The sequence below is a fragment of the Paenibacillus sp. SER-28 genome (assembly GCF_052906305.1).
Genome location: NZ_JBRECM010000011.1, coordinates 155,964 through 179,573, shown reverse-complemented (window position 1 = coordinate 179,573; position 23,610 = coordinate 155,964). Strand labels below are relative to the sequence as shown.

General features: G+C 44.9%; 27 protein-coding genes. 21 read left to right on the top strand and 6 right to left on the bottom strand.

Features of this window, described 5'->3' with window-relative positions; translation table 11 throughout:
* Positions 1–152: 152 nt before the first annotated feature.
* The gene (locus ACUYLD_RS21555) at positions 153–722 is read right to left on the bottom strand and encodes a TraR/DksA C4-type zinc finger protein (RefSeq protein WP_446675957.1); all 570 of its coding nucleotides are present in this window, start codon (positions 720–722) and stop codon (positions 153–155) included.
* A 144-nt stretch (positions 723–866) separates the two neighbouring features.
* Here ACUYLD_RS21555 and ACUYLD_RS21550 point away from each other — a divergent pair, with 144 nt between their 5' ends.
* From ACUYLD_RS21550 to ACUYLD_RS21520, 7 genes are all read left to right on the top strand, one after another.
* Entirely contained in the window at positions 867–1,244 is a 378-nt protein-coding gene (locus ACUYLD_RS21550) for a DivIVA domain-containing protein (protein ID WP_023988297.1), read from the top strand.
* 97 nt (positions 1,245–1,341) lie between these two features.
* Entirely contained in the window at positions 1,342–1,776 is a 435-nt protein-coding gene (locus tag ACUYLD_RS21545) for an Rrf2 family transcriptional regulator (protein WP_013310015.1), read from the top strand.
* Between the two features lie 24 nt (positions 1,777–1,800).
* Positions 1,801–2,301, top strand: a complete 501-nt coding sequence (locus ACUYLD_RS21540) for a metallophosphoesterase family protein (RefSeq protein WP_061830315.1) — start codon at positions 1,801–1,803, stop codon at positions 2,299–2,301.
* 35 nt (positions 2,302–2,336) lie between these two features.
* On the top strand, positions 2,337–2,663 hold the full coding sequence (locus ACUYLD_RS21535; RefSeq protein WP_069291753.1) for a (2Fe-2S) ferredoxin domain-containing protein: 327 nt from the start codon (positions 2,337–2,339) through the stop codon (positions 2,661–2,663).
* Between the two features lie 127 nt (positions 2,664–2,790).
* The gene (locus tag ACUYLD_RS21530) at positions 2,791–3,069 is read left to right on the top strand and encodes a hypothetical protein (protein ID WP_069291754.1); all 279 of its coding nucleotides are present in this window, start codon (positions 2,791–2,793) and stop codon (positions 3,067–3,069) included.
* Positions 3,070–3,175: 106 nt separating this feature from the next.
* Positions 3,176–3,778, top strand: a complete 603-nt coding sequence (locus ACUYLD_RS21525; RefSeq protein WP_069291755.1) for a nitroreductase family protein — start codon at positions 3,176–3,178, stop codon at positions 3,776–3,778.
* 243 nt (positions 3,779–4,021) lie between these two features.
* Positions 4,022–4,945, top strand: coding sequence for an NAD(P)/FAD-dependent oxidoreductase (locus ACUYLD_RS21520; RefSeq protein WP_446675958.1), 924 nt, complete (start codon positions 4,022–4,024; stop codon positions 4,943–4,945).
* 10 nt (positions 4,946–4,955) lie between these two features.
* Here ACUYLD_RS21520 and ACUYLD_RS21515 read toward each other — a convergent pair whose 3' ends face one another.
* Positions 4,956–5,285 carry a hypothetical protein gene (locus ACUYLD_RS21515; RefSeq protein WP_061830319.1) on the bottom strand — a complete coding sequence of 110 codons (330 nt, stop codon included), beginning with the start codon at positions 5,283–5,285 and terminating at the stop codon, positions 4,956–4,958.
* A gap of 142 nt (positions 5,286–5,427) precedes the next feature.
* Positions 5,428–5,748 carry a winged helix-turn-helix transcriptional regulator gene (locus tag ACUYLD_RS21510; protein WP_007430161.1) on the bottom strand — a complete coding sequence of 107 codons (321 nt, stop codon included), beginning with the start codon at positions 5,746–5,748 and terminating at the stop codon, positions 5,428–5,430.
* A 290-nt stretch (positions 5,749–6,038) separates the two neighbouring features.
* On the opposite strand from ACUYLD_RS21510, the gene zwf reads away from it, so the two are divergent.
* From zwf to ACUYLD_RS21470, 8 genes are all read left to right on the top strand, one after another.
* Positions 6,039–7,541, top strand: a complete 1,503-nt coding sequence (zwf, locus tag ACUYLD_RS21505) for a glucose-6-phosphate dehydrogenase (protein ID WP_446675956.1) — start codon at positions 6,039–6,041, stop codon at positions 7,539–7,541.
* Positions 7,542–7,595: 54 nt separating this feature from the next.
* Positions 7,596–8,489, top strand: coding sequence for a phosphogluconate dehydrogenase (NAD(+)-dependent, decarboxylating) (gene gnd / locus ACUYLD_RS21500; RefSeq protein ID WP_053325295.1), 894 nt, complete (start codon positions 7,596–7,598; stop codon positions 8,487–8,489).
* 156 nt (positions 8,490–8,645) lie between these two features.
* Positions 8,646–9,320: an SOS response-associated peptidase gene (locus tag ACUYLD_RS21495; protein WP_165175551.1), complete on the top strand. Its 675-nt coding sequence runs from the start codon at positions 8,646–8,648 to the stop codon at positions 9,318–9,320.
* A 380-nt stretch (positions 9,321–9,700) separates the two neighbouring features.
* Positions 9,701–10,909 (top strand): MFS transporter, encoded by a 1,209-nt coding sequence (locus tag ACUYLD_RS21490; protein ID WP_069291760.1) that lies wholly within the window; start codon positions 9,701–9,703, stop codon positions 10,907–10,909.
* 55 nt (positions 10,910–10,964) lie between these two features.
* Positions 10,965–11,411, top strand: coding sequence for an OsmC family protein (locus tag ACUYLD_RS21485; protein WP_254351354.1), 447 nt, complete (start codon positions 10,965–10,967; stop codon positions 11,409–11,411).
* 69 nt (positions 11,412–11,480) lie between these two features.
* Positions 11,481–12,566 carry a lactonase family protein gene (locus tag ACUYLD_RS21480; RefSeq protein ID WP_061830324.1) on the top strand — a complete coding sequence of 362 codons (1,086 nt, stop codon included), beginning with the start codon at positions 11,481–11,483 and terminating at the stop codon, positions 12,564–12,566.
* A gap of 803 nt (positions 12,567–13,369) precedes the next feature.
* A complete protein-coding gene (locus ACUYLD_RS21475; protein WP_023988309.1) occupies positions 13,370–13,525 on the top strand; it encodes a hypothetical protein in 156 nt (51 codons plus the stop codon).
* Between the two features lie 173 nt (positions 13,526–13,698).
* Positions 13,699–14,208: a hypothetical protein gene (locus tag ACUYLD_RS21470; RefSeq protein WP_061830325.1), complete on the top strand. Its 510-nt coding sequence runs from the start codon at positions 13,699–13,701 to the stop codon at positions 14,206–14,208.
* A gap of 143 nt (positions 14,209–14,351) precedes the next feature.
* Here ACUYLD_RS21470 and ACUYLD_RS21465 read toward each other — a convergent pair whose 3' ends face one another.
* Positions 14,352–14,978: an FMN-dependent NADH-azoreductase gene (locus ACUYLD_RS21465; protein ID WP_043882169.1), complete on the bottom strand. Its 627-nt coding sequence runs from the start codon at positions 14,976–14,978 to the stop codon at positions 14,352–14,354.
* Between the two features lie 240 nt (positions 14,979–15,218).
* Here ACUYLD_RS21465 and murI point away from each other — a divergent pair, with 240 nt between their 5' ends.
* The 6 genes from murI to ACUYLD_RS21435 all read left to right on the top strand — a co-directional run bounded on the left by murI (position 15,219) and on the right by ACUYLD_RS21435 (position 20,719).
* Positions 15,219–16,073: a glutamate racemase gene (murI, locus tag ACUYLD_RS21460; RefSeq protein ID WP_254326044.1), complete on the top strand. Its 855-nt coding sequence runs from the start codon at positions 15,219–15,221 to the stop codon at positions 16,071–16,073.
* A 91-nt stretch (positions 16,074–16,164) separates the two neighbouring features.
* A complete protein-coding gene (locus tag ACUYLD_RS21455; protein ID WP_254351353.1) occupies positions 16,165–17,013 on the top strand; it encodes an aminoglycoside phosphotransferase family protein in 849 nt (282 codons plus the stop codon).
* 14 nt (positions 17,014–17,027) lie between these two features.
* A complete protein-coding gene (gene fosB / locus ACUYLD_RS21450; RefSeq protein ID WP_061830328.1) occupies positions 17,028–17,450 on the top strand; it encodes a metallothiol transferase FosB in 423 nt (140 codons plus the stop codon).
* 59 nt (positions 17,451–17,509) lie between these two features.
* A complete protein-coding gene (locus ACUYLD_RS21445) occupies positions 17,510–18,904 on the top strand; it encodes an MATE family efflux transporter (RefSeq protein WP_069291764.1) in 1,395 nt (464 codons plus the stop codon).
* Between the two features lie 193 nt (positions 18,905–19,097).
* Positions 19,098–20,078 carry a S8 family peptidase gene (locus ACUYLD_RS21440; RefSeq protein ID WP_061830330.1) on the top strand — a complete coding sequence of 327 codons (981 nt, stop codon included), beginning with the start codon at positions 19,098–19,100 and terminating at the stop codon, positions 20,076–20,078.
* Between the two features lie 155 nt (positions 20,079–20,233).
* Positions 20,234–20,719 (top strand): tetratricopeptide repeat protein, encoded by a 486-nt coding sequence (locus tag ACUYLD_RS21435; protein WP_061830331.1) that lies wholly within the window; start codon positions 20,234–20,236, stop codon positions 20,717–20,719.
* Positions 20,720–20,875: 156 nt separating this feature from the next.
* On the opposite strand, the gene budA is transcribed toward ACUYLD_RS21435, so the two are convergent.
* Both budA and alsS read right to left on the bottom strand, forming a co-directional pair.
* Entirely contained in the window at positions 20,876–21,622 is a 747-nt protein-coding gene (gene budA, locus ACUYLD_RS21430; RefSeq protein ID WP_446675955.1) for an acetolactate decarboxylase, read from the bottom strand.
* Positions 21,623–21,784: 162 nt separating this feature from the next.
* The gene (alsS, locus tag ACUYLD_RS21425) at positions 21,785–23,488 is read right to left on the bottom strand and encodes an acetolactate synthase AlsS (protein WP_172828313.1); all 1,704 of its coding nucleotides are present in this window, start codon (positions 23,486–23,488) and stop codon (positions 21,785–21,787) included.
* Between the last annotated feature and the right edge of the window lie 122 nt (positions 23,489–23,610).

Below are 23,610 nucleotides of genomic sequence, written 5' to 3'. Positions count from 1 at the left end.
CTTTGATACCTACGAATGGCCTCCAATTTCTCATCTAAACTGAATTTAGGCAAAAAACTGCACCTCCATTGTTAGTCATGTCTAACAAATGGGGTGCAGTTCACTTTGGACAAGCTGCTTTTTTAGATGAACCAATACATAAGCGTATAGCATTACATATTGTCATCATAATCGGTGACATCACGCTTGGCGGCAGTTGCAGGCGAGTTCGATGTACCGTATTTTTCTACGGCATCCCATGCGCCCGCATCGTCAAATCGTCCTGCATTTCGTTGGCGAATCTCACCTGCACCCTTGGGTGGCGGAGTCATGACCTGTTCCTCTACCGGGCGGTCATTCGATAATTCTCGAGTTGGCGTGTGCTCGACGGTATAGGCTGTATAGGGAATGGCTTGCAACCGTTCAAAAGGAATTTCTTCCCCGCTCTCCACACATATCCCGTACGTCCCATCCTTCATCCGTTGAAGGGCTGCATTGACCTGCTCCAGCTCGTCTTGCAGCGAATCATTAATCGCCAGATCACGGGACCGTTCAAAGGTTTCTGTCCCTATATCAGCAGGGTGGTTGTCATAGGACGAGAGCTCACCTGTAGAATCTGTCAGTGTTTCTCCCAATGGAGCGTTTTCCTGGCCGTTTTGTTCAAAATGCTTTTCTAAATCCTTTTTCTGCTCCAACAACATATGTTTCAGCTCTGCAAGCTGCGAATCGTTCAAATGGTTCATGATCATCTCTCCCCTTCGTGGTCTGTATAAGTGACACGTATGCTCTTTTATACCCGTTCATAGGGCTGGGCAATCAGCAGAGACTTTTATTCCCAGCCTAGAATGTGATATAAAAAGAATAGTGTGTTAAGGAGGGAATAACCGATGGATGAACATATGAAGCGTCGTCTGGATAAGCAAAAGCAGTTGTTTAAGCAACTGGGCATTCAGCTGGACGCGCTCTCCATTCATGAGAAACAGTTTAAGAATAAAATGCGCGGCTATGATCCGGACGAGGTGGATGCCTTTCTGGATGAAGTGATCAAGGATTACGAACGCTTTTATGCGAATATAGCCGACCTGATGGACAAGTGGCAGGAGCAGCAGGCAACCATACGTGATTTGAAAAATGCACCTAAGCCTGCCGCCGACCTTAATGGACTTGACCGTCGTCAACTGGAGGATATCGTTAAGCAGTTGGAATATAGTGTACGCCAATTAAAAGTGCGAGTACGTCCTGAAAATGACTATTTTCCGGAGTAAGGTGCAGTAAGCACTGTGTTAGTGCCTCTATTGTGGTATGATGGAAACATGCATTTTACCAAACATTTAATGAGGCACACACATAAAGGTGGTTAACATGAGTACCCATTTTTCCGTTAGTATCCATTGTCTGCTTCTTCTGGCTGAAGGGGCACCGGAGCGAATGACATCGTCACTTATTGCTTCCAGCATCAATACAAACCCGGTAGTTGTGAGAAGGATTATGAGCCGACTCAAGCAAGCGGGTTTGGTGGATTCGTCGCCTGGAGCACGCGGCTTTCGTCTAAGCATGTCCAGTTCAAACATCAATCTGAAAATGATCTATGAGGCGACCAAGGATGAAGGTCCGTTGTTCGCCATCCATACCGATAGCAATCATAATTGTGAGGTAGGCAGGAACATAGACGCATTGTTGGATGGTTTATATACCGTGGCAGAGCAGAAAATACAGGCGTTTTTCGAGACCGTTACGCTGCGAGATCTGGAGCAGGCACTTCAGCAGCGCGTAGGGCAACAAAGTTCATCTGTGTAAAGACGCTGGTAAGGAGAAATTGATATGAAAATCATCGTACTTTCAGATACTCATATGCCGCATAGAAGCAAAACGTTACCTAGTCGGCTTGTACAGGAGTTAAAAGGCAGTGACCTCATTCTCCATGCCGGAGACTGGACGGATTGGTTCGTATATGAACGTCTAGCTGAATTTGCGCCTGTGCAAGGCATTGCCGGAAACAATGATGGAATGGACATCGTGGAGCGTTTAGGCTATCAACGAATCGTTGAAGCCCAAGGCAAGCGGATCGGTATGGTTCACGGTCACGGCTGGCGAGGCTCGACAGAAAATATCGCATTGAATACGTTTAAGGGAGAAACGCTGGATTGCCTGATTTATGGACATTCACATATTCCGGTGGTCAAAACGATTGACGGTCAGCTTGTCCTTAATCCGGGGTCTCCGACGGACAAACGCGGCGAAGACGAATATTCATTCATCGTGCTGACGATTGAAGCTGATCAGATGGAAGCACAGCTTGTTCTTTATCCAGATAAACATTGATTTAAAACCAACAACTGTTGATTAAAGGGGAAGCTATGGCTATTTTTGAATTAGAACCAATGAAGCATCATGTGCTGATCTGCAATGGAGGCACATGTATGCGACATGAGGGTGAAGAAGTTACACAGGCAATTCGGGATGAAATTCGTAAACAAAATGCAGAAGCATATATTCACACGACCAGAACTCGCTGTAATGGGCGTTGTCATGATGCTGCGGTTGTGATCGTATATCCTCAAGGGGACTGGTATGGTCAAATGACCCCCGACTCGGGGACTCAACTGGTGCAGAAGCTCGTAACGAGAGAGAAGCTGGAACCTCATCTTTTTCATGAGTGTACAGGTCAATCCAGCTCGGAATAATCCAATCAACCATCTAGTACATGAGTAGAGAAAATCTTTGCGGAGATTTTCTCTTTTTTGCGTTTAATCCCCGATGTGAAAGGTAAAAGTATAATGTGGACACCAATCCGATAGGGAGGGAAGTAAAATGGCCCCATTTGAAGATAACCTGCACGATCAGAATGAGCAGAAAGGACAGACGGGGAAAGGAACAACGGAGTCTAAACATCAGAAACAGTCGATCAATCGAGATCATGCAGAGCAGTATCCGACAGAGCAGGAAAGCTTGTTCGACCGTTTTGAGATCGAGCAGACGGTAGACGCCATTCCTGTAGAGGATTTGAAGATGGAAAGACAGGAGGAGAGAGACAAGGATGCAACCAAGCACACCTCTTCCAGTGAGAAAAAATATAATAGTGGCGTATAATCATCAACTAACTGGTAATATTTAAAAAGAAATCTCTTGACTTTAAGATATATGTAATGTATATTAAGTTACGAAAAGTAATTAATTTTTCTCAGGAGGTAACAAAATGGCTAAAGACTTCTTCACAGCTCTGAAAGACAGACGCTCCTATTATGGTATTAGCAAAGAACAGGTTATTTCTGACCAACGGATTCAAGAGATTGTAGAGGAAGCTGTTAAGTACACACCTACCTCTTTCAACTCCCAAACATCACGTGCTGTAGTGTTGCTCGGAGAGCATCATGACAAACTGTGGAATATTACAGAAGGTATTTTGCGGGAAGTGGTAGGTAATGAAGAACAATTCAAATCTACTGCTGAGAAAATGAACGGTTTCCGCAGCGGTTACGGAACAGTCTTGTTCTTTGAAGACAACAACGTGATAGCTGGTCTGCAACAACAATTCGAAGCCTATGCGGACAATTTCCCAATCTGGGCTAACCAATCTAATGGTATGCTGCAATTGGTTGTATGGACGGCTCTGGAACAAGAAGGACTGGGCGCATCCCTTCAGCATTACAACCCATTGATTGATGAAAAAGTGAAAAACGAATGGAACATTCCTGAGCATTGGAAACTGATTGCTGAAATGCCATTTGGTAAACCGACATTCCAACCAGGTGAAAAAGAATTCCAGCCTGTTGAAGAACGCGTAAAAACATTTAAATAATTATAATTTTCACGATAAAATGATGATGATTCAGGCTCGACCTGGTAAAGCACTGTGGGTATCCACAGTGCTTTTTGTCATTCCATTTTTAAGGCATATAAGCTTTGATATGTACGGACACAGGGGTTAATTCATCCGTTAGTGGGTGATATTATGTTTAAAATTGGATGAGAAGTTTACATTGGTGTTATTGCGGTTTTATGCAGATGTCTAGGATAACGCGCATTCAAAGGAGGAAAAATGATGAACTATGATTGCATTATTGTTGGTGGGGGAATTGCCGGATTGCAAGCAGCGATTCAATTGGGGAGATACAGCAGTCATCGAGTTCTAGTGATAGATTCGGGCTATGGTCGATCTACGCTGTGCCACCAGTATCATAATATTTTGGGCTTTCCTGACGGAATTTCTGGTGAAGAGCTGCGACGGCTTGGACGTAGTGAAGCCACAAAACTAGGTACTGAGTTTATTGAAGGGAAGGTGGTAAAAGCCGCCCCAAGAGGAGAGCTTTTTGACATTCAAGTCGAGGAAGGAACCGTGTATTCATCTAAGACGCTGTTGTTAGCTACAGGGCTAACGGACCGTTTTCCAAAGCTGGAAGGGTTACAAGCCTGCTTGGGCAACAGTGTATATGTGTGCCCGGACTGTGACGGTTACGAGGTTCAGGATCGCAGCACGGTCGTCATGGGGGCCGGTAAAGCAGGAGCTTCCATGGCTCTGATCTTGTCAGCGCGTACCGATCAACTTGTTTATGTCAATCATGAGCGTTCAGAGGTGCCGGACGAGCTGATTGTGAAGCTGCGGGAAAAAGGGATTGGCTATAAGGAAGCAGCCATTTCTGAGATTATAACCGGAGAACCGGGCTGTTTTGAAGGAGTGCGGCTGGCTGATGGACAAGTGGTTCGAGCAGAGCGGGGCTTTTTAGCTTTTGGCAGCAATCATGTTCATTCAGAGCTGGCAGAGCAACTGGGTGTACATCTGCTGCACAATAAGCATATTGAAACTCATCCTCGCAGCAAAATGACAAATGTGGAAAATGTATGGGTAGCCGGGGACTTAGGAGCTCATGCCGAGCAAGCGACTGTGGCAATGGGAGAAGGAGCTATGTCAGCGATTTGGATACACAAGGTATTAACTGGTATGAAAACAAAAGTACCGCAGCTCTGAGAGCTGCGGTTTAGAACGATGGGCGTGTACTCGTTGGGAGTTGAAGTTCAAAGCGTTTAAATTGATCGCTAATGCCATACTTACGTAAAATTTCCGCTTGTTTGTTACCGATGAGATCAAAATGAGGATAGGGCTGACGCTGATGAATATATTGGGGGTCTAATCCGTTTTGGTTGCACCATAAGCGCAACTTGTCCAAATCAGAACATCCTACCTTGGTGACAGTTGTAATGCCTGGAAAGCGATCATCCAGCCAGTAATGTGTCAGAAAAGCAATTTCACCACGACTGACCTCTCTTTTCCAGGCCATAAGTTCCTGGCGGGTAATGCCAAATGCCATCGTTCTCATCCTTCCTTGGCCCATTCTGAAATTATGAGCTGCTGAGCGGTTGTCCCATTATTTTCGTACTATAGTTTGTATTATGATCCACATGGGGTAACACAATAACAGGAGACCATGTGTGGCGACCTCCTGTTAGCAGTTAAAGCCATCTCTCGGCCCAGCTCTCCACACCATTCAATGCATCACCTAGCTCTTTACCCTTGCGTGTCAGCGAATACTCAGTACGCACAGGCCGCTCTGTGATGACATTGCGAAGGATCAGGCCGGAAAGCTCTAGTTCCTTGATGCGTTCGTTCAGCATGCGTTTGCTAAGATCAGGTATAGAGACGTGAATTTCACTAAATCGTTTGGGATGTTCCATCAAAGTATGAATGATGAGAGCGGTCCATTTTTTGCTGATGATCTGAAAGGACTGTTCCACCTTACCGCACAAAAGCTTAGGCTGCCTGTCGTCGCTCATCTGAATCCCCTCAATTTCATTGTTGTTTTAAACAGTATACTAAAAGTAACTCTGTATACCAATAGTAACTATAACACTTTGTATCAACTGTGACATATTTAACAGTTTTTTCTCTTTCCTTTCGTCAATCATACCACAGAAAACGTTATCATTACAGGATATATCGAATGTTCACGATTTCGCTAAAATTTGATTGACTTGCCCCTTATTTTGGGTGTATTATGGGTTACGTTAATTCCTCAGGTAACTTTTAATAACCTCATCTTTATAATGGGAAGAAGGAATAATTCATGGATTCAATGACATTTGTCTTATTTGGAGCGACAGGGGATTTGGCGAAACGCAAAATTTACCCTGCCTTGTATAATTTGTTTGTAGAAGGTAAAATTCCGGCTTCCTTTTCTGTAATTGGGATGGGGCGTCGTGAAGTGGCGGACGAGCAATTTCAAAGTAATGTAGAGCAATCCATTAAGGACTTTTCCAGACACGTGAATGAAGACCGTGCACAGATGGATCAGTTCTTAAGTGCTTTCCGTTACAGCGCATTGAACGTCAACCACCCGGAAGATTATAAAAAGCTGCTGCAGCTTGCTGAGCAACGTGAAAATGACTTGGGAATTCCGGGGAACCGCATGTTTTACTTATCGGTGGCACCGGAATTTTTTGATGTGATTGCCCTCAATATTCGAGAAAGTGGTTTAGCTGAAACAAAGGGTTGGAAACGGCTCATTATCGAAAAACCATTTGGACATGATTTGGAATCCGCACGTGAGCTGAATGATCGCCTAAGCAGAACCTTTGCTGAGGATGAGATTTATCGTATTGACCATTACTTAGGTAAGCCCATGGTGCAAAACCTGGAAGCCTTAAAATTTGCTAATCCATTGCTCCAAGGAATATGGAACAATCAATACATCGCCAATGTGCAAATTACCGCTTCCGAGACTGTAGGGGTGGAGGAGCGAGCAGGATACTATGATCATTCCGGCGCTATTCGTGATATGGTACAAAATCACATGCTGCAGGTGTTGATGATGACGGCGATGAACAAGCCGGGACATGTCACGGCTGACCAGGTGCGTGACGAAAAAAGCAAGGTCATGGACGCGCTTCGTGCGCTTGATCCTTCCGACATTGCTTCCAACGTGGTTAGAGGCCAATATACCAACGGTGAGATCAACGGAAAAGCAGTTCCTTCCTATAAAGAAGAGCCGGATATCGGACCTGATTCGCAAAATGATACTTTCATTTCAGCTCGCCTATGGATTGACAACGAACAATGGTCGGGTGTGCCGTTCTATATTCGTACCGGCAAACGTATGAAAGAAAAATCTACTCGTATCGTCGTGGAATTCAAAAAGGACAGCACAGATCCTTATGCCGCTCAAGGACAACCGACTGACCCGAACTTGCTGATCATCCATGTTAACCCGGATGAAAAGGTAACGCTGCGTCTAAATAGCAGAGACCCGCTAAACGCTGGTCAACTGGAAACGGTTCTGATGAATTATCATTCCGAGGCCAAGGATGTACCAGAAGCCTATGAGCGCCTCATCTTTGATGCGCTGCGCGGCGATTCCACCTTTTTTGCTCATTGGAACGAAGTTGAGCTTTCATGGGTGTGGGTTCAACCTGTACTGGAAGCTTTTGCTCGTGGTGAGGTTCCACTTCACACGTATACAGCAGGCTCTTACGGTCCAGAAGCTTCAGATCAATTGTTGGAAGAACAAGGCTTTACATGGTGGCTGGACGAAAAGTCCGAAAGCACTGAAAAAGCAGTCGTTCGTTCTTAACACCAATAAGAAAGTATATACAAAATATGTTTGCTACGGCAGGAGGCCTTTACAATGCAAGTAGGATTAATTGGTTTGGGAAAAATGGGCTTGAATCTCGGAAAAAATTTGATCGATCATAAGCATGAACTTGTCGCTTACGACGTCAATGCAGCCGCAATCCAAGAAATGAAGGATTATGGAGCTACAGGTGCTTCTACATTGGAAGAGCTTGTACAGGCAACTCAATCCCCTAGAGTATTGTGGATTATGGTTCCTCACCAAATTGTTGATTCTGTGCTGGATCAGCTTCAACCGATGTTGTCCAAAGGGGACATCATTATTGAAGGTGGTAATTCTCATTACAAAGAGTCTATTGCTCGTCATGCCCGTCTTCAAGAATATGGTATCAGCTTCATGGATGCTGGAACTTCAGGCGGGATGGAAGGCGCACGTAATGGCGCTTGTTACATGATCGGTGGCGATCCGGAAGCTTGGGCGGTTGTTGAGCCTATTTTCCGCGACACAGCAGTGGAAAATGGATATCTGTATGCAGGTAAATCAGGAAGCGGACATTTTCTGAAAATGGTTCATAACGGTGTGGAATACGGCATGATGGCTTCCATCGGTGAAGGATTTGAAGTGCTAGAAAAAAGCAGCTTTGACTTTGATTATGAACAAGTAGCGCGCGTGTGGAACAACGGTTCTGTTATTCGCTCTTGGCTGATGGGTTTGACTGAACGTGCATTTTCCAAAGATGCAAACCTGGACGAAATTCGTGGGGTTATGCACTCTTCTGGTGAAGGAAAATGGACGGTAGAGGAAGCACTGGACATTCAGGCCGCAACTCCGGTTATTGCCTTGTCCCTGCTGATGCGCTATCGTTCTCTTGATGCGGACACGTTCAACGGGAAAGTGGTTGCTGCGTTGCGCAATGAATTTGGCGGTCACGCGGTAGAAAAGAAGTAATAACAATATAAGTTAGTATCTATCCCCGTAGCTTCACAACTGCGGGGATATTGCTATATGTTTTGTCGTTTATTGGATTTTTGCAAAACCTGCATATGCATATTTTTCCTTGTATATCCGCACAATAGGTGAAAAAGGCGGAAGGATGAATAGCAAATGTGCAAGAGGTTTTCGTTATCGGCTGATTTGGATGAGGTTAGGGATCATTTTGGTATACAACGGGTGATGTATTATTACAAAACACGCTATAACATGAGTCCCACCCAGCATGTTCCAATTGTGCTGCATCAGGATGGAGAACGAGTACTTGATGAATTCCGCTGGGGATTTATTCCCTACTGGGGCAAGGATTGTGTCAATGCAGACTTGAATACGGTTCGGGTAAATCCAAGTTATCGCAAGATGGCGGAAACCCGGCGCTGTATCATTCCATGCAATGGATTTTATTATTGGCGAAAATTGGGTAAACGCATGTGTGCTGTACGAGTGGTATTGCCGGAACAGAAGATGTTTGCGGTCGCGGGGCTATATGAAGTATGGCAGGATAGTCGTAAGGAGCCTTTACGCACCTGTACGATGATGACAGTTCAGGCCAATACGGATATACGTGAATTCGATACCCGTATGCCGGCTATTTTGGAAGCTGACCATATAGATTCATGGCTGAGTCCGTCTGTACAGAACATAGATGAGCTACTACCTCTACTACGCACGTATGAGCAAGGAGACATGAGCATCTATCCGGTGACCCCACTGGTGGCCAATGATGAACATGATAACCGTGAATGCATTCAGGAAATGGATTTGCAGTGGTCCTGGATTAAACCTTAAAACGTATGTAGATTTTCATCCATGATTGATCATAAGCTTCCCGCCGCCTGCATAGGTATGTATTGGGGAACAAGCGTCATGATCCGGGGAGAGGGGAAACGGCCGAAGGAGTATCTCATATGGGATGGAGGCGATTGGAATGAGTAACGATACACTCATCCAGCTGCTGGTGCTCATGGTGACGATCATCGGTCTGGTCCAAAACCGGTAAGTGGCAGGTTCCAGAAGGCGGGAGAATTGCCGTAGGCAATCTTCCGTTTTTTTTGTGTTAAAAAGCTCGCAGATTAAGGAAGCTTACGGTACAATAGATGCTAGGCTACAGGTGACAAGACACCTGAATATACGTCTACATACGATATATTTTTAAGGGAGAGCAAATCATGAGTGAATTAACTTCATTACCACCAGCCAAAAAAAGAAAATTGCTGTTTAGCGCAGGGCTCAGCTGGTTGTTTGATGCTATGGATGTGGGGCTGCTTTCATTTATAGTCGCAGCGTTGGCAAAGGAGTGGCATCTGGGATCTGAGCAAATTGGACTGCTAACTGCAATGAATTCGATAGGAATGGTGTTCGGAGCCGCTTTGGCGGGGATTTTGGCTGATCGTTACGGTAGACGTGCTATATTAGTGTGGACATTGTTGATCTTTTCTATTGCCAGTGGATTATCCGCTTTGGCGACAGGTCTCGGAATGCTGCTGGTACTGCGTTTTATTGCTGGTGCAGGCTTGGGTGGGGAATTGCCTGTTGCTTCGACGCTGGTGTCAGAATCAGTGCCTGTGAAAGAACGAGGAAGAGCGGTTGTCCTGCTGGAAAGCTTTTGGGCGGCAGGCTGGATCCTTTCGGCTCTTATTGCTTATTTTGTTATTCCAAAGTATGGTTGGCAAATGGCGTTTATTCTCGGCGCAGTACCTGCGCTGTACGCTCTTTATCTGCGCAGAGCTATAGATGATTCACCGCGTTACAAGCAGCAAAGCGTCAAACTTCCGCTGCGTGCACGATTGGCTTCGATTTGGTCGGGACCCCATCGCAAGTCTACACTGATGCTGTGGATTTTATGGTTCACAGTTGTATTTTCATACTACGGCATGTTCCTGTGGCTACCGAGCATGATGTTTATGAAAGGTTTCGAACTGGTTAAAAGCTTTGAGTATGTGCTGATCATGACGCTTGCGCAACTACCAGGTTACTTTACCGCCGCTTATCTAATTGAAAAGCTGGGCCGCAAATTCGTACTGATCATCTACTTGCTGCTCACAGCAGTGTCCGCCATTTGGTTTGGCACCTCGGAAACGGCGGGAATGCTGTTGGCTGCTGGTATCAGCTTGTCCTTTTTTAATCTTGGTGCATGGGGAGCCATGTACGCCTATACTCCAGAATTGTACCCGACAGCTGTACGTTCAACTGGTGTGGGTATGGCGGCTGCGTTTGGCCGTATTGGAGGCGTTATCGGGCCTTTTGCGGTCGGTATACTCGTAGGACAGGGCGTAGCGCTACCATCTATCTTTGTGATTTTCTTCGTAGCTATCTTGATCGGAGCTGCGGCTGTATGGTTGCTGGGTACGGAAACCAAAAATCAGGAGATTGACTAACCTTTACATTCACCTGTGTAAAGATTCATAATATAAGAGAGAGGAGTGACCTGAAATGGAGCATACCTTTCTGCTCAAGGCAGACTGGAACGGGGGGCGCAACAGCGACGGCCATATTGAGGCTGGACAGTTGCGGACTGCAATTTCGATCCCGGCTGAGATGGGAGGCCCTGGTGTGGGCACCAATCCAGATGAAATGCTGCTCGGTGCCGCCGCTACCTGCTATTTGATTACGTTGGCGGCGATGATGGAGCGCGCGAGTCTCCCGGTGGCATCACTGGCGCTGGAATCCGAAGGGATTGTCGATGTAACGAACAATATTTTTACATATCGCCGAATTGTGCATCGTCCGCAGGTTCAATTGGTCGCCGATGCGACAGAATCGCAGATTGAACAAGCATTGCGACTGGCAGAGCAGGCAGAAACCTCATGCATGATCTCGCGTGCCGTAGCGGGAAATGTGGCGTTGTCCACAGAGCCCGTGGTGGAGCGCGCCTCTTAAAGCGATGTTTGTAACAGGAGCAATCATTCCAATTGCCCATCATTTTTTTAATCCAAGGAGGACACAACCATGACAGCACAACAAAAATTGCTCGTATTTGCAGGCTCTTACGCCGAATTGGAAGGTAACGGAGTTTATTCGTACACTTTTAATGAACAGACAGGAGCACTTACACTACAGGATGAGTTCTCCGGCTTGAAAAATCCTACATTCCTGAATGTGGACGTCAAAAATCGGAAGCTGTATTCCATTGGAGAGACGACTTCTGCTGCAGGAGCGAAAGTAGGCGAAGCCTCTGCTTTCGAAATTGACCCAGTTAAAGGAACATTTACATTGCTGAATCGTGCGGAAAACGTGGGTGCAACAACTTGCCACATTCAGCGTGATCCATCTGACCGTTACCTTATTGTAGTCAGCTACCACGGTGGTATGGTGGGACTGGTGTCTCTGACTGAGGACGGACGTATCGGTGAGTTGCTGGATGTTAAACAGCATGAGGGCAAAGGAGCGCATCCTGAACGTCAGGATCGTCCACATCCACATTCCAGTTTCTTTAGTCCGGATGGTCGCTTCCTGTTCGTACAAGATCTCGGTCTGGATCTGATCCGCGTTTACACCATTGATGACAGCAAAGGACAACTGGTGTTTCATGGTGAAACGAAAACCCATGCAGGTGCAGGTCCACGTCATTTGACGTTCCACCCGAATGGTAAATTTGCTTTTGTCATTAACGAAGTGGATTCTTCCATTACTTCTTTTGCATATGATGCAGAGGCTGGCAAGCTCACTGAGCTTGAGAGCGTTCCGACATTGCCATCTGACTTTACAGGTGAAAACACAACTGCTGAAATTGCGATTTCGGGGGATGGAGCTTATCTGTACGGTTCCAACCGTGGGCATGACAGTATTGTCGTATACGCTGTAGACGGAGCAACTGGCAAGCTGAGCCTAGTCGAGCATGTATCTGCTGAAGGAGAGCATCCACGCCATTTTGCTTTGACTCCAAATGGTGACCATATGCTCGTGGCCAACCGCGACACCAACAACATCGTTACGTTCAAAGTGGACAAGGCAAGTGGACGCTTGACCTACACCGGGCAACAAGTAACCGTATCCAAGCCAGTATGCGTACAGCCTTTTTACTTTTCCGTGTAAAAATCGTTCTACATTAATATCATGCAGAGTGACAAAGTAACGGTATGCGGCTTGTGACCGCTACGAGGACGGATCATTCTTCCGATCGCTGTTGCCCCCGGATTTCTCGATTGTATGTTCAAGGGTAGAAATCCGGGGGCAAAGGCGAACGCTCCGCTTCTTCAGAACAATTCCGTCCTCTCCGCTGCTTTAGTGCTTTTGGCGACCATTTTTTATGCAGAAACAATAAACGAATACGTTATATGTTGATGGTACTAATAGATTAACCAAGCATATAAAATTTTTTAGTGTAAACGGCTCGTAGAATAACCTACAGCCGTTTTTATTTTAGGACTTAGTCATTTCTAAAGAAGTCACTACCTACAAAAATAATGTAAAATTTTATGGTTACAAATAAGATACGAATAATCTCGGTAGGAAAAGGGTACATATGTTATAAGCGGGACAAGAACCCCTCAAGCACTCCGATAATGCAAATCTAGGACAAGCATTGTGAGTTCCATATAAGGGTTAGAGGCTTTAAATAAAAGTATTATATTTGGCCTAAGTATCAGTTTAGGTCGTTGGCTTTTTAGAAGTGAACTCATGAAAAATGAGAATGGCAAGGATAAGCTGGGTAACGAAGCGGGCAGATGGATTTCGGAGAAGCGATAGCGTTCGCCTTTGGAACCTGATTTTAACCATTAAAATATAATTCAAAAAATCAGGCTCCAACAGCGATCGGAGAAACCATCTGATCGCGAAGTGGGATACACAAATCGAAAGCCTTGGATTGCACATATTTTACAGGAGGAGGAAACGAAATGAAAATTATCATTACGCAAAAGGAAGCTGTCGACAAAGGAATATGGACCGAGATCATGGGGATGTTTGCTGTAACCAAAGAGGACGAAGTATGGCAAAATGAAGAGTTTATTCTCACCGAAGAACAGGCACGTCAGGTCGGGTTATTAAGATAGCAAAGATAAATAGGACTTATTATCAAGTTTTAAGACCAAGTCTTAAAAAATCGTAACTTCTTTTTTATGTATCTGATACACTTTTTAACCGTGCAACGTTTATGATAAGTACACAAGGGTAATGAAGCTTACAGACACCGTGTACATACCCAAACGGCAAGGAGAGATCAGACATGATGAAACTAGCTTCGAAATGGACCGTATTGGCTTTAATGATGATGCTGATTACGACGGCAGGGGCAACAGCGCAAGGCTACACGCCTGTAGCAGCTGCTGAAAATCAGGAGACCGTATATATAAACCAAATGGAGATTCGTGACGGACAAATTTATTTGTCGGCAGACCCGATTGAATGGTATGAAGGCGCGGCAGCTGACAAAGCATTATTGGAGCATGAAGGAAATACAGGATTGGATGGAGCTCCAGATGGCTACTACATCGTAAACAATTCCGTGCAAAATGACGTGTATCAGGTTGCACCAGATGCTTCGGTAGAGGTGCAGATTTATGATCACACGGGTAACATAGAAGATACAGACGTGCAATGGAACGAATCGATTCCTCTGGCACAGTTTGAGAAAGATTTTGCTAAAAAGGACGTTCTGGACCTCAGTCAATTTCCATACCATGTTACGCTTCGTGAGGGTAAAGTTGTAAAAATCGTGCAGCAATTCATTCCTTAAAATAGAAGTAATCTCATTTCACAAACACGTGCTTTCACTTGATTATAGATCAGGGGAGCACGTGTTTTTTATACTTTATAACAAAAAAGAGGATATCCAGCCCATATAGGGCGCGGATATCCTCTTCTCTTCATAATATATGATTAGAACGATTTTGCTGTGTCCACTGCACGTTGTACGGCAGAAGCAACGATTTCTTGTGCTTGATCTGGAGCTTGGTTATGTCCTTCCAGAACAACTTTCACGATGTCTTTCACTCCGAAGAAGGATAAGATGTTGTTCATGTAGTTCAAAGACATTTCAGCTGCAGCAGCTGGTCCTTCGGAATAAACGCCGCCTCTTGCATTCAACAGGGCTACTTTAGTTTCAGTTACGAGACCAACTGGACCTTCAGCAGTGTATTTGAATGTTTTACCAGCCTGGTTCAGGTAATCAATGTACGTATGCAGTACAGCTGGAATCGTCATGTTCCAGAGCGGGAAAGCAAATACGACTTTGTCTGCTGCCAGGAATTGATCAAGGTAGCCATTAGCGATGTTTGCTAGGCGAGCTTCTTCTGCGTTCAGCTCCATGCCTCTAGCGGATTTGAACGTGCCGTTGATCATGTTAGCGTTCAAATAAGGAAGCTCAACGGAGAACAGGTCCAGCTCAGTGATTTCATCAGTTGGGTGGGAAGACTTGTAGCTTTCTACGAAGGCGTTATACAATTTAACTGTTGCAGATTCTTCAGCTGTACGATCATTAGCTTTGACAAATAATACTTTAGACATGATTTATTTCCCCCTAAGTAAGTTGAATAAGTAAGTTAAGTTAGTAAGTTACCACGTAATATTACAATATAAAGATAATATCTGTCAACACTTTTATATTAAATTTACTTTGAAAAGCTACTTTATTTTTTACACTGTAAATTTTACGTGTTTCTTTTGCAAAATATCAGTTTTGCGGTAAAATTTAAATGTAAAGTCTAATGAAGAGAATGGTTTGAGTAGGCGAAGAAGAAAATGAACATGGTGCCTGTAAGATATGGCACAATAGTTGAACGAAAAAAGGTGAGTAGCTTGAAGATAGGTTTTTTTGATTCAGGATTGGGTGGAATTACAGTATTGTCCGAGGCACTAAGACGTTTGCCAAACGAAAATTTTGTATACATGGCGGATACGCTTCATGTGCCTTACGGGACGAAAACTCCTCAAGAGGTGCTTGGTTATGTCAAAGCTTCAGTAGAAACGATCCTTAAAGAAGATGTTAAGGCATTGGTCATTGCCTGCAATACGGCTACAAGTATCGCAGTTGCGGAGCTAAGGAAGGAATATCCTATTCCGATTATTGGTATGGAGCCAGCTGTGAAGCCAGCGGTCGAGATGAACCGAGCCAATGGTAAAAGAGTTCTGGTGTTAGCCACACCATTGACGTTGAAACAATCCTGTTATGCAGCGCTGGTATCCAGGGTTGACGATCATGGAAGCGTGGACTCTCTACCTCTGCCGGAGCTAGTACATTATTGCGAACAGTTGAATTTTGACCGGGCAGAAATGTTCGAATATTTTAACCGTGAGCTGTCTTCGTTCAATCTCGACATATATGGTACGGTGGTATTGGGATGTACTCATTATCCTTTTTATAAGGAAATTCTAAGGGAACTACTACCTTCTCATATTCAGTTAATTGACGGGAGCCAGGGAACAGTTAGGCGGTTGAAACAGGTGTTGTCTGAGCGTAATTTGCTGGAACCTTCGCCAAAATCCGGTCCATCGCAGGAGGGACACATTACATTTCTATGTTCTAGTCAGGATGAGGCCTATGTGCATAAGATGGAGCGGGCGCTTGAAATCTATGCGGAGCATGAAAAGATTTATTTTTAAAAGAAGAGTGGCTGGCGAACGTGTGGGAGCTAAATGAAATATCCAAATCGCCAGCCGCATTGTGGATCAGACGCATGGAGGGAGGCGTGAGATGGATGTTCAACTGATCCTGAATGAGCTTCACGAAACGGGCGTGCTTGAAAGCCATATGCGAAATCTCAAACCGCTGACTGGCGGAACTTCGAGCAAAGTGGTAGTTGTCATGGACGGAACTAAGCCACGATACGTGATTAAGCAAAATGATCCCGCTGTCGTAGAAGCCGAGGCAGAATTCTTACATACCTATGTACAGATTGAGAAACTATCGCGTTTGGTTTATGTAGATCCGTTGCACCGTTATTTGGTATACACGTTCAGGTCAGGGTTCACACAGTATCATGGAAGAAACAAAAGCGATTTGTTGCTTCGTCTGGCAACGGAGGTGATCTTGCACTACAAGCCTTGTGGTGAGGAACGTCATTATGGTTATCCGGATCACCCGTTTGTGGAATGGAGAGATTTTCTGCTGCACAGAACGAAGGAATCTGGAAAGATCATACAAGGCGTTTTACCCCAAGAGAATCATCGGTTCGTTCATACCCTTGTGGCTGGATTGCCGCAACGTAATATTAAATATTTGCTTCATGGTGACTGTGGGGTACATAATTTTGTGTTTACCGAAAACGGCACATTGACGGGTATTATTGACCCTGATCCAGTGGTAGGAGAACCTCTGTATGATCTGATATACGCCTTTTGTTCTTCACCGGATAGGCTGACCGTCGATACTATTTTGCCTGCCTTAGAGAAGGTTGAGCCGGAGATGACAGGGGAATACGAGCTGAACAGGGAAGTGTTACTGGGATTATACTTTCGTATAGCTACCTGCATTCGCCATCATCCTAAAGACCTCGATAAATATACAGAAGCGTGGACCTACTGGCTAGACAGGGTACGCTGAAAGGAATAGGGAACATGAGCATACAAGGGTGGAATCATATTTGCTTTTCGGTGTCTGATTTGGAGAAGTCTATACATTTCTATCAGAATGTACTAGATGGAAAACTGCTCGTTAAAGGACGTAAGCTGGCTTATCTGGACTGTTTGGGAATGTGGTTGGCTCTCAATGTGGAAGAGGATATCCCGAGAAATGAAATTCATCATTCCTATACGCATATTGCATTTTCGATAGCGGAAGCTGATTTTGAGAGTATGCTCAACAAGCTGAGAACTTTTAATGTTACCATTTTGCCTGGACGAGAGCGGAATGAACAGGATAAAAGATCGGTCTATTTTACAGATCCAGACGGACATAAGTTTGAATTCCACACAGGACAATTGCAGGACCGCTTGGAATATTATAAAAAAGATAAAAAGCATATGACTTTTTATGATTGATTAATTGACGTGTAGGTATTAAGTAATAATTGGGTCGCATTTAGGAGGAATACGGAAGGATGTCACTTTCTCAGGAAAACGGTTCCAAGCAAGCACAAGTCGTTAAAACGATGACGGTTTTTGCAATCACTTGGCCGATCTTTATAGAGATGTTGTTTCACATTTTGATGGGTAGCGTGGATACGTTCATGCTAAGCCATGTTTCTGATGAGGTTGTATCGGCTGTGGGTGTGTCAAGACAGTTGATTGAATTTACGATTATACTTTTCAATCTGCTTGGTCTTGGTGTAGGTGTGATCATTGCTCAGCTATTGGGGGCGCAAAAGCATGTGGATGCAAGCCGTGTTACGGCTTCGGCACTAACCTTTAATCTGGTGTTTGGTCTGGCGCTGAGCTTGATGTTTATTGTGAGCCGGGATTTTTTACTATCCTTTTACCATATTACCCCGACGATTAAGGAAAATGCAGAGATTTATATGATGCTGGCAGGGGGTTCGCTGTTTCTGGAAGCGCTTATGCTAACCGCAGGTCCGGTTATTCGATCGCATGGTTTTACTAAAGATACGATGATCGTGGGCATTGGTATGAATATATTGCATATTGTGGGGAATGCGCTGCTCATTTATGGCTGGTTTGGTCTGCCGCAGATGGGAGTGGCGGGTGCAGCGATTTCAACGGTTATTAGCCGTGCTGTAGCATGTGTCTGGATTTTTCTACTGCTGTACAAGCGTGTGAGTGCGCCGATTCGCATCCGGTATTATGTACAGCTTCAATGGAGTAAGCTGGTAGCAATCCTGAAGATTGGTATTCCTGCCGGGCTGGAATGGTTGTCTTATCAACTTAGCCAAATGATGGTGACCCGATTTGTCAGCTTTATGGGTACAACAGCGATCGCAACCCATTTTTATACGAATACAATTGTGTACTTTTTTATGGTATTTGGAATGGCTGTAGGTGAGGGAACGGAAATTATTGTTGCCCGCCTGATTGGAGCAGGAGACAAGGAAAAAGCCTATCATCAACTTTTACGGAGCCTAAAATGGTCTTTGGTCATTACGATTGCTGTGATCGTGGTAGTATCCTTTTTCCGATATGAAGTGATGGCGATCTTTACAGATGAGCCGGCGATCATTCAATTAGGGGCAGCGATTTTGCTGTTCTGTATACTGCTGGAGCCGGGCCGTGTGTTTAATCATGTTGTCATTAACTCCTTGCGAGCAGCGGGAGATGTTCAGTTCCCGTTAATGATGGCCATTATTTCAATGTGGGGGATTAAAATCCCGCTAGCATATGTGCTGGGTATTCATATGGGATATGGTGTGCTGGGTGTGTGGATTGCACATGCCTGCGATGAGTGGGTACGAGGCATTTTCCACTATTTACGCTGGAAGGGGCGGAAATGGCAGCACAAATCGCTGTTATCTAAGGCTGAGCTTCAGGCGGAATCAGTCTAAGGCTGAAAGAGATTCTACAACAGACATTCTCCAAGCAAATTGGGGGATGTCTGTTTTTTTACAAAAATAAGCAAAATGGGGATGTTCAAACTTTTCAAAAATTGCTAGAATATAGTAACCTCGAACGTAGTAGAGGTTTTCAAAGTTTCAAAGACGGATGGTTTCCGATTGAATCCATGAAGGAGGGAATAGGATGGAACGTAAAGTGCATATCATTCCTTACCAAGTGATCAAGCAGGAGCAACAAGTGAATGAAATACCGCGAGGGGTAGAGTTGATTCAGGCTCCTGCGGTATGGAACCAGACTCGAGGCCGAGGCGTGAAGGTGGCGGTGCTGGACACGGGCTGTGATTCGGACCATCCTGATTTGAAGGCGCGCATTATTGGCGGCCGGAATTTCACGGATGATGATCAAGGTAATCCGGAAATTTTCAAGGATTACAACGGTCATGGTACGCATGTGGCGGGAACTATTGCGGCAGCAGAAAATGCGGATGGTGTCGTGGGTGTTGCTCCAGAGGCAGACCTGCTCATCATCAAAGTGCTAAACAAGCAGGGCTCCGGTCAATATGACTGGATTATTCAAGGCATCTATTATGCGATTGAGCAAAAGGCAGATATCATATCGATGTCACTTGGAGGTCCTGAGGATGTGCCAGAGCTTCATGAAGCAGTAAAAAAGGCTGTAGCTAGCCAAATCTTAGTCATCTGTGCAGCTGGAAATGAGGGAGACGGTGACGACAGAACGGACGAGCTCGGCTACCCCGGCTGCTATAATGAAGTGATTAGCGTAGGTGCTATCAACTTTGATAGGCACGCCTCAGAATTCAGTAATTCAAATAATGAGGTGGATTTGGTTGCACCGGGAGAAGATATTTTGTCCACCGTTCCGGGCGGCAAATATGCGACCTTTAGCGGAACTTCGATGGCTACTCCGCACGTAGCAGGTGCATTGGCGTTGATTAAGCAGCTGGCGAATGCGAGCTTTGAGCGTGATCTTACCGAACCGGAATTATACGCACAACTCATAAAACGCACGATTCCACTCGGTAATTCTCCTAAGCTGGAGGGCAACGGTCTACTGTACTTGACGGCAGTGGAGGAGCTCTCCCGCATTTTCGACGCACAACGTGTAGCTGGAATACTCACTACAGGATCATTGAAGGTTAAATAAACCGTAACTTCAACTTCGGATATATAGCGGCTCTCCTAAAGGGAGGGTCGTTTTTTTGGATTTCAAATCTTAGGAAAAACTCCATTTACATTGCATTCAAATGTCGGGTAACATATAACTCAAAGATAGGCATGAGTCAGAAGTGGAGGATGAATATGAACGATATCATGGCGCAAGCTGACGAGCTTAGACGAACAGGGCAAGCAGAGAAAGCACGTAAGCTTCTTTTAAAGGCATTAGAACAGCAGCAAAATGATGCAGAATTGTGGTATCAGACAGCTTGGACACATGATTCATTGGGCTTAGAGAGGGAAGCGGTTGCCTATTATGAAAAAAGCCTAGGTATGGCGTTATCCGCAGAATCAAGGAAAGGAGCAATCCTTGGATTAAGCAGTACATATCGTGTATTGGGAGATTACGCCAAGGCGAAAGCGTGGTTGGACACAGGAATGAACGAATTTCCGGATTACAGACCGTTTCGGGTATTTTACGCGATGGTGTTATACAATCTGGGGGAATACGGGAAAGCCATGCAGGAGCTGCTAATGGAGGTGGCTGAGACGACCTCGGATTTATCTACACAGGAGTACTCACGTGCTATTCAATATTATGCAGATAAACTGGATCAGATCGAGGCATAGGTGAACCGGAGTGAGAGCATAAGCAGTAATGTATATATATGCTCGTACATAAAAAGATCACAGTCAGAGAGCAGTAATTCTCTTCCCTGACTGTGATCTTTTACTGTTTATTGTTTAGCTATAGGGTCCGTAACTTGATGAGTTATATAACTGTGATTACTGCGCACCTTCAGTAACGGCAATTTCTTTCTCCAGGTTTTTTCTGGACAGGTTGGCCTTCAAGTAATCTGGCGTATCGGGCAGGACCAGGTGCAGATTGGATTTTTGACAAATGCGGATGGTACACTTTTCGACGATAAAATCAAAGACATGCCCGCCACCAGTGCGTTCATCGTTAATAAAATGCAGATGAAATCCGGCTACCCCAATACCTTGAGCATAGGCAGGTGTCCAAAAACCTGTAATCACGCCGGAAGCCTCATTAAAAGTGAAGGTAGGCTGTGACTTGGTCGCTTCGATAAAAGGTTTGTATGGTTTAACTTGGTGAGGCACGGTCCGTGTCTTTACTTCATGAAAAGTGCCATCCATACGGAAGGCATAGAACAGATTACGGCTTGGAAACAACGTTAACAGCAGAGCTTCCAGCTCTTCACGATGCATAGGGCGGTCAATAGTATATGTGAAATCTTCCTGGAAAAAGGTGACGGTGGAAAAAGGTGTAGTTTCTTCCGGTTTTACGCGATGGGCCGTACCGTCTGGAAGCAAGTGATAAAATTCACCATCGAACGCGATCATCTCGCCATTCAGTTGATCAAAGGTACCAATTCCGAAATCCCCGTGCTTTTGCAACTCCTCAAAGGCAACAACTCCGTCATAAAGACCATCTAATAGAGCAAGCATAGTGGATGTTTGGTAAATATCATGATCAGCTTCTTGCTTGGTTTCCAATTGCGCAACGGTCATGGCAATACACTTCCTTTTATAATTGTATGCATTTATTTTCTTTCCTTTTCAATAATAAACGTAAAATTTCAGTAAATAACATGAATAACTCAAAAAAATCATAAAAAAAACGTTATACTCCATAATTGTCATAAAGCCGTCACGAGTGAGGCATGGTTAAGGTTAGTTTAATTGGTTAGGCAGCAGTTTACGTCCCAACTGGATGTTATCCTGATAATCAATCGGAATATCGACGACCACAGGACCATCGGTATGAAGTGCCTGCTGCAATACACTTTCTAGTTCTTCAGGAGAGTGCACGCGTAATCCAGTGGCGCCGAAGCTTTCAGCATATTTCACTACATCAACATCTCCAAATTTTACACCAGACGTTCTTCCGTATTTAATCTGTTGTTGAAAAGCGACCATGTCATAGGAACCATCTCTCCATACGATATGCACCAACGGTGAGTTAAGACGTACGGCGGTTTCGAGCTCCATGGACGAAAAAAGAAATCCTCCGTCTCCAGAAATAGAAACGACTTTGTGACCGGGATTGACGAGTGTGGCAGCAATCCCCCAAGGCAGCGCTACGCCTAGCGTCTGCATTCCGTTGCTGAATAGAAGGCGCCGCGGTTCATACGAACGGAAATATCGTGCCATCCAAATATAGTGTGAACCGACATCACAGGTGACTGTGACGTTATCATCAATCAGGCTACGCAGTGTACGAATAAATTGCAATGGATGAATCAGAAAATCATGCTTGTGTGCGGGAACAGCCGCTTGCTCGTTTAGATCATGGCGCAGACGATTCAATTGGTCGCAAGAGGATTTAGGTAGCTTTAAGGTAGGTAATTCTTCTGCAAGGCTACCCACAATCAGGGCTATATTTCCGATTAGCTCGTAATCAGGTTGATAATCATGATCAATATCGGCTTGATGGTCATCCAGATGAATGAGTGTTCGGTTTGCCGGAATGTTCCAGTTTTTTGGATCGTATTCGATAGGATCATAGCCAATCGTCAGTACCAAATCTGCGGCTCCAAGAAGCATATCACCCGGTTGATTGTGGAACAGACCCACTCTTCCAAAATAGTGGTCTTCTAGTTCACGGGAGATGGCTCCAGCGGCCTGGAAGGTTTCGACAACAGGCAGATCTGTATCTCGGATGAGAGCACGGATAGCTGCGGTGGCTTCAGGCGTGCTGGCTTTCATGCCGAGAAGAAGTACGGGCAGCTTGGCTTTTTTGATTTGCTCTGCGACTTGTTTGATGAGTCCGGCGGGTGCGGTTCCGAGTTGGGGAAGAGAAACCTTCTCAATGACTGTTACTTCAGATGACGAAGTCAACACGTCCTGCGGCAGGCTGACGAATGTGGCTCCAGGCTGGGCTGAGGTCGCAATTCGAAATGCATTAGCAATTGCTTCCGGTACATTATCAGGATGTTCTACTTCTACACTGTATTTGGTGATGGGTTCGAATAGTCCGGCGTTATCCATAGATTGGTGCGTGCGTTTCAAGCGTTCGGATCTTGGGACTGCACCCGCAATGGCGACGACAGGATCACTTTCTGCATTAGCGGTGACAAGTCCTGTCGCCAAGTTAGATGCGCCTGGACCTGAGGTAACAATGCATACGCCCGGTTTACCGGTTAATCGACCGACTGCCGCTGCCATAAAGGCGGCATTTTGTTCATGACGACATACGATCAATTCGGGCCCCCGATCTTGAAGAACATCAAAAACAGAATCGATCTTGGCACCTGGAATGCCAAAAATATGGGTAACCCCTTGCTTGATCAAGCAATCGACAACAAGGTCGGCTCCTTTTGTATCGGATATAGTTTTAGTTTGAACAGCTTGCACTTTTGTACTCAATGCTACCACCTCTTCTTCTTCTCTGTGAAATAACTAATGAAATACTTTTAATGTAAATCAATGGATGTATATTGCAATTATAATACAATAACTGGTATTTTCAAGAAAGAAATTTTCAGAAAAAAAGAGAA

Coding starts and splice junctions, on each gene's coding strand:
- ACUYLD_RS21555 (WP_446675957.1), bottom strand. CDS start 722: ATGAACCATTTGAACGATTCGCAGCTTGCAGAGCTGAAACATATGTTG.
- ACUYLD_RS21550 (WP_023988297.1), top strand. CDS start 867: ATGGATGAACATATGAAGCGTCGTCTGGATAAGCAAAAGCAGTTGTTT.
- ACUYLD_RS21545 (WP_013310015.1), top strand. CDS start 1,342: ATGAGTACCCATTTTTCCGTTAGTATCCATTGTCTGCTTCTTCTGGCT.
- ACUYLD_RS21540 (WP_061830315.1), top strand. CDS start 1,801: ATGAAAATCATCGTACTTTCAGATACTCATATGCCGCATAGAAGCAAA.
- ACUYLD_RS21535 (WP_069291753.1), top strand. CDS start 2,337: ATGGCTATTTTTGAATTAGAACCAATGAAGCATCATGTGCTGATCTGC.
- ACUYLD_RS21530 (WP_069291754.1), top strand. CDS start 2,791: ATGGCCCCATTTGAAGATAACCTGCACGATCAGAATGAGCAGAAAGGA.
- ACUYLD_RS21525 (WP_069291755.1), top strand. CDS start 3,176: ATGGCTAAAGACTTCTTCACAGCTCTGAAAGACAGACGCTCCTATTAT.
- ACUYLD_RS21520 (WP_446675958.1), top strand. CDS start 4,022: ATGAACTATGATTGCATTATTGTTGGTGGGGGAATTGCCGGATTGCAA.
- ACUYLD_RS21515 (WP_061830319.1), bottom strand. CDS start 5,285: ATGGCATTTGGCATTACCCGCCAGGAACTTATGGCCTGGAAAAGAGAG.
- ACUYLD_RS21510 (WP_007430161.1), bottom strand. CDS start 5,748: ATGAGCGACGACAGGCAGCCTAAGCTTTTGTGCGGTAAGGTGGAACAG.
- zwf (WP_446675956.1), top strand. CDS start 6,039: ATGGATTCAATGACATTTGTCTTATTTGGAGCGACAGGGGATTTGGCG.
- gnd (WP_053325295.1), top strand. CDS start 7,596: ATGCAAGTAGGATTAATTGGTTTGGGAAAAATGGGCTTGAATCTCGGA.
- ACUYLD_RS21495 (WP_165175551.1), top strand. CDS start 8,646: ATGTGCAAGAGGTTTTCGTTATCGGCTGATTTGGATGAGGTTAGGGAT.
- ACUYLD_RS21490 (WP_069291760.1), top strand. CDS start 9,701: ATGAGTGAATTAACTTCATTACCACCAGCCAAAAAAAGAAAATTGCTG.
- ACUYLD_RS21485 (WP_254351354.1), top strand. CDS start 10,965: ATGGAGCATACCTTTCTGCTCAAGGCAGACTGGAACGGGGGGCGCAAC.
- ACUYLD_RS21480 (WP_061830324.1), top strand. CDS start 11,481: ATGACAGCACAACAAAAATTGCTCGTATTTGCAGGCTCTTACGCCGAA.
- ACUYLD_RS21475 (WP_023988309.1), top strand. CDS start 13,370: ATGAAAATTATCATTACGCAAAAGGAAGCTGTCGACAAAGGAATATGG.
- ACUYLD_RS21470 (WP_061830325.1), top strand. CDS start 13,699: ATGATGAAACTAGCTTCGAAATGGACCGTATTGGCTTTAATGATGATG.
- ACUYLD_RS21465 (WP_043882169.1), bottom strand. CDS start 14,978: ATGTCTAAAGTATTATTTGTCAAAGCTAATGATCGTACAGCTGAAGAA.
- murI (WP_254326044.1), top strand. CDS start 15,219: ATGGTGCCTGTAAGATATGGCACAATAGTTGAACGAAAAAAGGTGAGT.
- ACUYLD_RS21455 (WP_254351353.1), top strand. CDS start 16,165: ATGGATGTTCAACTGATCCTGAATGAGCTTCACGAAACGGGCGTGCTT.
- fosB (WP_061830328.1), top strand. CDS start 17,028: ATGAGCATACAAGGGTGGAATCATATTTGCTTTTCGGTGTCTGATTTG.
- ACUYLD_RS21445 (WP_069291764.1), top strand. CDS start 17,510: ATGTCACTTTCTCAGGAAAACGGTTCCAAGCAAGCACAAGTCGTTAAA.
- ACUYLD_RS21440 (WP_061830330.1), top strand. CDS start 19,098: ATGGAACGTAAAGTGCATATCATTCCTTACCAAGTGATCAAGCAGGAG.
- ACUYLD_RS21435 (WP_061830331.1), top strand. CDS start 20,234: ATGAACGATATCATGGCGCAAGCTGACGAGCTTAGACGAACAGGGCAA.
- budA (WP_446675955.1), bottom strand. CDS start 21,622: ATGACCGTTGCGCAATTGGAAACCAAGCAAGAAGCTGATCATGATATT.